Annotated in this window: 6 protein-coding genes; 4 read left to right on the forward strand and 2 right to left on the reverse strand. The window is 61.8% G+C overall.

The genetic code is table 11. From position 1 onward, the window contains the following. Nucleotides 1-281: 281 nt before the first annotated feature. Together ispF and ispD are read right to left on the reverse strand one after the other, a co-directional pair. Nucleotides 282-761 carry a 2-C-methyl-D-erythritol 2,4-cyclodiphosphate synthase gene (ispF, locus tag QOC89_RS21660; RefSeq protein WP_323046890.1) on the reverse strand — a complete coding sequence of 160 codons (480 nt, stop codon included), beginning with the start codon at nt 759-761 and terminating at the stop codon, nt 282-284. A 56-nt stretch (nt 762-817) separates the two neighbouring features. After that, nucleotides 818-1,534 carry a 2-C-methyl-D-erythritol 4-phosphate cytidylyltransferase gene (gene ispD, locus QOC89_RS21665; RefSeq protein ID WP_323046886.1) on the reverse strand — a complete coding sequence of 239 codons (717 nt, stop codon included), beginning with the start codon at nt 1,532-1,534 and terminating at the stop codon, nt 818-820. Between the two features lie 121 nt (nt 1,535-1,655). Here ispD and mfd point away from each other — a divergent pair, with 121 nt between their 5' ends. The 4 genes from mfd (at nt 1,656) to mscL (ending at nt 8,231) form a co-directional block, all read left to right on the forward strand. After that, nucleotides 1,656-5,138 (forward strand): transcription-repair coupling factor, encoded by a 3,483-nt coding sequence (gene mfd, locus QOC89_RS21670; protein WP_323046887.1) that lies wholly within the window; start codon nt 1,656-1,658, stop codon nt 5,136-5,138. 206 nt (nt 5,139-5,344) lie between these two features. Continuing rightward, complete coding sequence (gene argE / locus QOC89_RS21675) at nt 5,345-6,583, forward strand: acetylornithine deacetylase (RefSeq protein WP_323046888.1); 1,239 nt, start codon at nt 5,345-5,347, stop codon at nt 6,581-6,583. Nucleotides 6,584-6,637: 54 nt separating this feature from the next. Beyond that, nucleotides 6,638-7,672, forward strand: coding sequence for a pyridoxal-phosphate dependent enzyme (locus QOC89_RS21680; RefSeq protein ID WP_323046889.1), 1,035 nt, complete (start codon nt 6,638-6,640; stop codon nt 7,670-7,672). A gap of 100 nt (nt 7,673-7,772) precedes the next feature. After that, nucleotides 7,773-8,231: a large conductance mechanosensitive channel protein MscL gene (mscL, locus tag QOC89_RS21685; protein ID WP_179731555.1), complete on the forward strand. Its 459-nt coding sequence runs from the start codon at nt 7,773-7,775 to the stop codon at nt 8,229-8,231. The last annotated feature ends 2 nt before the right edge of the window (nt 8,232-8,233 follow it).

Here is an 8,233-nt window from a genome sequence, read left to right on the forward strand (position 1 = left end):
CCGCTTATGAGCTGGCGGTGTGAGCGGCTTTCTTTGCTTATCTTTCTTTGCCGCGGCAAAGAAAGTAAGTGCCGCCCCGCACAGGGGCAACGCTAATAGACCAATAAGAAATCAAGGAAAGGCCAAAAAAATCAGATGAAGCAAATACCAAAGAGCCAATTCAAGGAAAAGGCCCCCGCCATAAAAAACACAAATAACAAGCGCCGCGCAGGCAACCAGATCAACTAAGCCCCACCGCCATAGGCATCCAAAACCAACCGCCGGAACGGCAAAAAAACCAGTCAATTCCTGATCAACAAAACCGCCGCCTGCGCCTCAATCCCCTCCCCGCGCCCGAGATACCCCAGCTTCTCATTAGTCTTCGCCTTGACATTCACCCGCTCAACCGGCAGGTCAAGATCCGCCGCAATATTAGCCCGCATCCCTTCAATATGAGCCGCCAGCTTGGGCGCCTGCGCCACAACACTGCTATCCACATTGGCAATAGAAAACCCAGCCGCCTTAACCCGGGCAAAACACTCCCGCAACAAAACCCGGCTATCCGCGCCAGCAAACGCAGCATCGGTATCGGAAAAATGCCGCCCAATATCCCCCATCGCGGCAGCGCCAAAAATCGCATCCGTAATCGCATGCAACAGCACATCCGCATCCGAGTGCCCAAGCAGTCCGCGCTCATAAGGAATCGTCACGCCGCCGATAATCAACGGACGTCCCGGCACCAGCGCATGCACGTCATAACCCTGCCCAATTCTAAAATCCATATGCGTCAAGCCCTCGATTCCATTAACTAAAATTTGATTGATCCAGATTGATCCATTCAGGAAGCCGACGACGGCCGGCTCAGAATCGCCTCGGCCAGATCGAAGTCTTCCGGATACGTCACCTTGAAGTTGCGCAAATTGCCCTGAACCAGCTTCGGCGCGTGCCCCAGCCATTCGATTGCGCTTGCCTCATCCGTCAGATCGTGACCGTCGGCCTGCGCGCGCAAAATCGCCTCGCGCAACATGCCAATGCGAAACATCTGCGGCGTCTGCGCCTGCCACAGCCCGTCGCGCCCTTCAGTGCGAGCGATCCGTCCGTCGGGCGAAGCCGCGTCGATCCGCTTCAAGGTGTCCGCCACCGGCAACGCCATGATGCCGCCCACCGCGTCGTCCTTCAGCGCCCCGATCAGCGTGCGGATCAAACCAGGCGTAATGCCCGGCCGCGCGGCGTCGTGCACCAGCACCCAATCGTCGTCGTGCGCGCCGAATTCGGCCAGCGCGTGCAGCCCGTTCAGCACCGACGCCTGGCGCGACGCCCCGCCCGAGCGGCGCACGGCAAAACGCAAGCCAGCGAAACGGCGCGCGTCGAAGTGCTGGTCGTCGGGGGCAATCACGACAAGGGTTTGCGCAAACTCGCTGCACGCATCAAAAGCCGCCAGCGAGTAATGCAACATGTCGCGACCGGCGACAGTGCGATATTGTTTGGGCATCGCGGCGCCGGAACGGCTGCCGGTGCCTGCGCACGGAATCAGGGCAAATAGACGGGAAGTCACGAGTGCGGATGCCGCGAGGTCAAAGTAAAGGACGGATTTTATAATAGGTCCTTCGCATCCACGCCCCGACACGCGTAAACTTGCCGATCACGTGTGAGCCTGAGGCCGCTTTTTCTCTTTTATGCCAGACATCGCCGCAACATCGCAGTACTCCCCGCCCGTCGCGCTCGTCAAGGCCGGTCAGCGTTTTGCCTTCGACGGCACGCACGGCTCGTCCGACGCGCTGCTGATCGCCCGCTACCATCTCGCCTATCGCGACAAGGTGCCGCTGCTGGCGGTCGTCTGCGAAAGCGCCGTCGACGCGCAGCGCCTCGCGCAGGAAATCGGCTTTTTCGCGCCGGAGGCACGTGTGCGCTTGCTGCCGGACTGGGAAACGCTGCCTTACGATACTTTCTCGCCGCACCAGGATCTCGTTTCCGAGCGGCTCGCCACGCTGCACGATCTCGGCGAAGGCCGCTGCGACATCCTGCTGGTGCCCGCCACCACCGCGCTGTACCGCATGCCGCCCGCCTCGTTCATGGCCGGCTACACGTTCTCCTTCTCGCAAGGCGAACGCCTCAACGAAGCCAGACTGAAAGCGCAGCTGACCCTCGCCGGCTACGAACACGTCAGCCAGGTGGTGCGTCCCGGCGAATACTGCGTGCGCGGCTCGCTGCTCGACCTGTATCCAATGGGCTCGGCGCTGCCGTACCGGATCGACCTGTTCGACGACCAGGTCGACTCGATCCGCGCGTTCGACCCTGACACGCAGCGCAGCCTCTATCCGGTAAAGGACGTGCGCTTGCTGCCCGGCCGCGAATTCCCCTTCGACGAAGCGGCCCGCACGGCCTTCCGCAGCCGCTGGCGCGAAACCTTCGAGGGCGACCCGAGCCGCGCGTCGATCTACAAGGATATCGGCAACGGCGTGCCATCGGCGGGCATCGAATACTATCTACCGCTCTTCTTCGACGAAACGGCCACGCTGTTCCACTATCTGCCCGAGGGCGCGCAACTGGCGTTCGTCGGCGACCTGGATGCGGCGATCAAGCGCTTCACCAACGACACGAAGCAGCGCTACAACTTCCTGTCGCACGACCGGGACAGGCCGATTCTGGAGCCGCAGCGGCTGTTCCTCTCGGACGAGGATTTCTTCACCTTCGCCAAGCCGTTCGCGCGGCTCGTCCTGCCCGCCAACGCGGGCGGCGGCTGGTCCGTGCCGCTGCCCAACCTCGCGATCGACCGCCATGCGGAAGATCCGGTTTCGGCCTTGCGCGCCTATCTCGACACCACGCCGAACCGCGTGCTGTTCGCCGCCGAATCGGCCGGCCGGCGCGAAACCCTGTTGCAGTTGCTTGCCGACAATCATCTGCGGCCCGCGTCGAGCGACAGCTTTCAGGACTGGCTGCTCGGCGACGCGCGTTTTTCGCTAGGCGTCGCGCCTTTGGCCAACGGCTTTGCCGTCCCGGCCGACGGCTTCGCGATCATCACCGAGACCGAGATCTACGGGCCGCTCGCGCGCCGCACCGGGCGGCGGCGCCAGGAACAGGCCAGCAACGTCGATTCGATGGTGCGCGATCTGTCCGAGCTCAAGGTCGGCGATCCGGTCGTGCATTCGCAGCACGGTATCGGCCGCTATATGGGCCTCGTCACAATGGACCTCGGCGAAGGCGAGACCGAGTTCCTGCACCTCGAATACGCGAGCAACAGCAAGCTCTACGTGCCGGTCGCGCAGTTGCACGTGATCTCGCGCTACAGCGGCGCGGATCCGGAAAGCGCGCCGTTGCATTCGCTCGGCTCGGGCCAGTGGGAAAAGGCCAAACGCAGAGCCGCTCAACAGATCCGCGACACCGCGGCTGAACTGCTGAACCTGTACGCCCGGCGCGCCCTGCGCGAAGGCCATGCATTCGCGCTCGAACCGAAAGACTATGTGAAGTTCGCCGAGAGCTTCGGCTTCGAGGAAACGCCGGACCAGGCCGCCGCGATTGCCGCGGTGATCGGCGACATGACCAGCGGCAAACCGATGGATCGCCTCGTTTGCGGCGACGTCGGCTTCGGCAAGACCGAGGTGGCCTTGCGCGCGGCGTTCATCGCGGTGATGGGCGGCAAGCAGGTCGCGCTGCTCTCGCCCACCACGCTGCTCGCCGAACAGCACACGCAAACCTTTACGGACCGTTTCTCCGATTGGCCGGTGCGGATCGCCGAACTGTCGCGTTTCAAGTCGACCAAAGAGGTTAACGCGGCAATCCGGCAGATCAACGAAGGCACGGTCGATATCGTGATCGGCACGCACAAGCTGCTGTCCTCGGACGTGCAGTTCAAGCGGCTGGGGCTCGTGATCATCGACGAGGAACACCGGTTCGGCGTGCGCCAGAAAGAGGCGTTGAAAGCGTTGCGCGCTGAAGTCGATGTGCTCACGCTCACCGCCACGCCGATCCCGCGTACGCTCGGCATGGCGCTTGAAGGCCTGCGCGATTTTTCGGTGATCGCCACGGCGCCGCAAAAGCGGCTTGCGATCAAAACCTTCGTGCGTCGCGAAGAAGACAGCGTGATTCGCGAAGCCATGTTGCGCGAATTGAAGCGCGGCGGCCAGGTGTACTTCCTGCACAACGAAGTCGAGACGATCGAGAATCGGCGGCAAATGCTCGAAGCGCTCGTCCCCGAAGCACGTATCGCGGTCGCGCACGGACAGATGCATGAGCGCGAACTCGAACGCGTGATGCGTGACTTTGTGGCGCAGCGGGCGAACGTTCTGCTCTGCACGACGATCATCGAAACCGGTATCGACGTGCCAAGCGCCAACACGATCCTGATTCACCGCGCCGACAAGTTCGGTCTCGCGCAATTGCACCAGTTGCGGGGCCGCGTCGGCCGCTCGCATCACCAGGCGTACTCGTATCTGCTGGTGCATGATCCGCAAGGCCTGACCAAGCAGGCGCAGCGCCGTCTCGAAGCCATCCAGCAGATGGAGGAACTCGGTTCGGGCTTCTATCTGGCGATGCACGACCTCGAGATCCGCGGCACGGGCGAAGTGCTCGGCGACAAGCAATCGGGCGAGATTCACGAGATCGGTTTCCAGCTCTATACCGACATGCTGAACGACGCCGTGAAGGCGCTCAAGGAAGGCAAGGAACCGGACCTCACCGCCCCGCTCGCCGCGACCACCGAGATCAATCTGCACGCGCCCGCGATTCTGCCCGCGGACTATTGCGGCGACGTGCAGGAACGTCTGTCGCTCTACAAACGCCTCGCTAATTGCGAACACAACGATTCGATCGACAGCATTCAGGAAGAGTTGATCGACCGCTTCGGCAAGCTGCCGCCGCAGGCGCATGCGCTGATCGAGACGCATCGTCTGCGCCTCGCGGCCAAGCCCCTGGGCATTTCGAAAATCGATGCGGGCGAAACCGTGATCGGCTTGCAGTTCATTCCTAATCCGCCCATCGACGCGATGCGGATCATCGAGATGGTGCAGAAACACAAGCACATCAAGCTGGCGGGCCAGGACAAGCTGCGTATCGAAACTCGCAGTCCCGATCTGGCGGTGCGGGTGGCGACGGTGAAGGAAACCTTGCGCGCACTCGGAACGCCCAGCCGCGGCACGGCGGCCGCGGCAGCTGTGCGCTGAGGTAGCGCGTAGCGTGCCGTCGCGCTGCCGGCGCGCCGGTATTTGCGTCGAGACCGGCGCAGTACCGGCACCCACGCCGGCGCGGTTGAAAAACAGCGTACGTCTAGCCGTTTTTCATTCATGCTGCGCTGCGCAAACGCGTGACGCGGCATACGGGCGCGTTTTTTTTGGGTATGATCGAAAGACTCAAATTCCGGAGTCCTGTCATGTCTCATGTCGCTGAATCAGCGCAATCCTCGCCAACACCCGCTTCTGAATCGAATGCTTCCTCGCCCGCGTCGCTTCCCTGGGTAACCCGTCTCGTGTCGATGGACACGGTGAGCCGCAATCCGAATCTCGGCCTTATCGAGACCGTGCGCGACGAGCTGCGCGCAGTCGGCATCGAAGCCACGCTGACTCACGACGAAAGAGGCAAATGGGCCAATCTGTTCGCGACGATTCCCGCGCACGACGGCGAGACCAATGGCGGCGTGGTGCTGTCGGGCCATACGGATGTCGTGCCCGTAGACGGTCAGCAATGGGACAGCGATCCGTTCAAGCCAGAAATCCGCGGCGATAAACTCTATGGTCGCGGCACCTGCGATATGAAAGGCTTCATCGGCGCGGCGCTCTCGCTCGTGCCCGACATGCAACGTACCAAACTCGCGAAGCCGATTCATTTCGCGTTGTCGTTCGACGAAGAAATAGGCTGTGCCGGCGCACCACTCCTGATTGCCGATCTGATGAAGCGCGGCGTGAAGCCGGACGGTTGCATTGTCGGCGAGCCGACCAGCATGCGCCCGATCGTGGCGCACAAAGGCATCAACGCGTATCAGTGCTGCGTGCGCGGCCAGGCGGCGCATTCGTCGCTGACGCCGAAGGGTTTGAACGCGATCGAATACGCCGCGCGCCTGATCTGCTACATCCGCGATATGGCCGATCAGTTCCGCGCGCAAGGCCCGTTCGACGAGCTGTATGACGTGCCTTTCACCACGGCGCAAACCAGCACGATCATTGGCGGCAATGCGATCAACACCGTGCCGGCCGAATGCAAATTCCAGTTCGAATTCCGTAATCTGCCCACCCTCGATCCTGAACCGATCTTCGCGCGCATCGATCAATACGCGCGCGAAACGCTGCTGCCGAAAATGTTGCGCGAGCATCCATCCGCGGCGATCGAGATCACGAAAATCGCTGCCGCGCCCGGACTCGATTCGTCTGAACAAGCCGCGATCACGCAACTCGTGCGCGCGCTGACCGCGGACCAGGACAAACGCAAGGTCGCGTACGGCACCGAAGCCGGACTGTTCTCGCTGGCGGGCATTCCGAGCATCGTGTGCGGCCCCGGCGACATCCAGCAGGCCCACAAGGCCAACGAATTCGTCGCGCTGGATCAACTCGTGGCATGCGAGCGCTTCCTGCAAAAATTCATCCACAGCATGTCGGTCGAAGCACACGCGCACTGAAACTGACCGCCTCGACAAGAGTCTTAGCTATACGAGGAAAAACACGCCCACGCCATGTCAACCGCCACACCGCAGCACACCGACCATACGATCGACGGCGAGCCGATCCCCACGCTCGACGACATCGCCACGCAGCACTTTGCGTTGACGCCGTGGGTGGCGCGAACGCCGGTGTTCGACCGGCTCGACTTTCCGTCGCTGGAAGGCACGGTGGTGAACTTCAAGTTCGAGTTGCTGCAAGCGGGCGGCAGTTTCAAGGCGCGCGGCGCGTTCACCAACCTGCTCGCACTCGACGAAGCGCAACGCAGCGCGGGCGTCACCTGTGTATCGGGCGGCAATCATGCGGTGGCGGTAGCGTATGCGGCCATGCGTCTTGGCATCAGCGCGAAGGTAGTGCTGTTTCGCGCGGCCAATCCGGCGCGCGTCGCCTTGTGCCGGCAATATCACGCCGAGATCGTGTTCGCCGAAGACATTGCCGAAGCGTTCGAACTCGTGCGCGGTATCGAGGCGGAGGAAGGCCGCTATTTCGTGCACCCGTTCAACGGCTATCGCACGGTGCTGGGTTCGGCCACGCTCGGCTATGAATGGGCCACGCAAACGCCGGATCTCGAAGCGGTGATCGTGCCGATCGGCGGCGGCGGCCTTGCGGCCGGCGTGGCCACCGCCATGCGGCTCGCCAATCCGCGCGTGCACGTGTACGGCGTCGAACCGGAAGGCTCGGATGCCATGGGCAAAAGCTTCGCGGCCAATCACACGGTCAAGATGGGCCACATGCACGGCATTGCCGATTCGCTGATGTCGCCGCATACCGAGGAATACAGCTACGAGTTGTGCCGCCGCCATATCGACCAGCTCGTGACCGTCTCCGACGACCAGTTGCGCGCGGCCATGCTGACCTTGTTCGGACAACTTAAGCTGGCCGTCGAACCAGCCTGCGCCGCCGCAACGGCTGCGCTGCTCGGACCGCTGCGCGAATCACTGCAAGGCAAGCGCGTAGGCGTGCTGCTGTGCGGCACCAATACCGACCCGGTCAGTTTTGCCGCGCATATCGAACGGGCCCGCCATAGTCAGTCACGGTTTCCAGCATAAAAGGCCACGAATTCTTTCCGTGCCGAAAGACTAGCCAAAGGGCTAGCCTATCCTTCTCAGATTGGTATGATCCGATTATCGACCTCTGGGAGAAACGCATATGAGCATGATCAAGGAATTCAAGGAATTTGCCCTCAAAGGCAACGTAATGGATCTCGCCGTCGGGGTGATTATCGGCGGCGCATTTTCCACCATCGTCAATTCAATTGTTAAAGACCTGATCATGCCGGTTGTCGGCGTCGCCACGGGCGGCCTCGATTTTTCCAACAAATTCATTCGCCTCGGCGATATTCCCCCGAGCTTCAAAGGCAGTCCCGAGTCTTATAAAGACTTGCAAACGGCGGGTGTCGCAGTGTTCGGTTATGGCTCGTTCATCACGGTGGCGATTAATTTCCTGATCCTCGCGTTCATCATTTTCCTGATGGTCAAGTTCATCAACAATCTGCGCAAGCCGCTTGAAGCCGCTCCGGCAGAGCCGCCGCCCCCGCCGGAAGACGTCCTGCTGCTGCGCGAAATCCGCGATTCGCTGAAGAACTCGCCGCCGCGCCAAGGCGCGTGAGG

Source organism: Paraburkholderia sp., assembly GCF_034668105.1.
Taxonomy (GTDB): Bacteria; Pseudomonadota; Gammaproteobacteria; order Burkholderiales; family Burkholderiaceae; genus Paraburkholderia.

Excerpts from the sequence above, each read along its gene's own strand:
- QOC89_RS21680 (WP_323046889.1), top strand. The coding sequence starts at position 6,638 with ATGTCAACCGCCACACCGCAGCACACCGACCATACGATCGACGGCGAG.
- mscL (WP_179731555.1), top strand. The coding sequence starts at position 7,773 with ATGAGCATGATCAAGGAATTCAAGGAATTTGCCCTCAAAGGCAACGTA.
- argE (WP_323046888.1), top strand. The coding sequence starts at position 5,345 with ATGTCTCATGTCGCTGAATCAGCGCAATCCTCGCCAACACCCGCTTCT.
- mfd (WP_323046887.1), top strand. The coding sequence starts at position 1,656 with ATGCCAGACATCGCCGCAACATCGCAGTACTCCCCGCCCGTCGCGCTC.
- ispF (WP_323046890.1), bottom strand. The coding sequence starts at position 761 with ATGGATTTTAGAATTGGGCAGGGTTATGACGTGCATGCGCTGGTGCCG.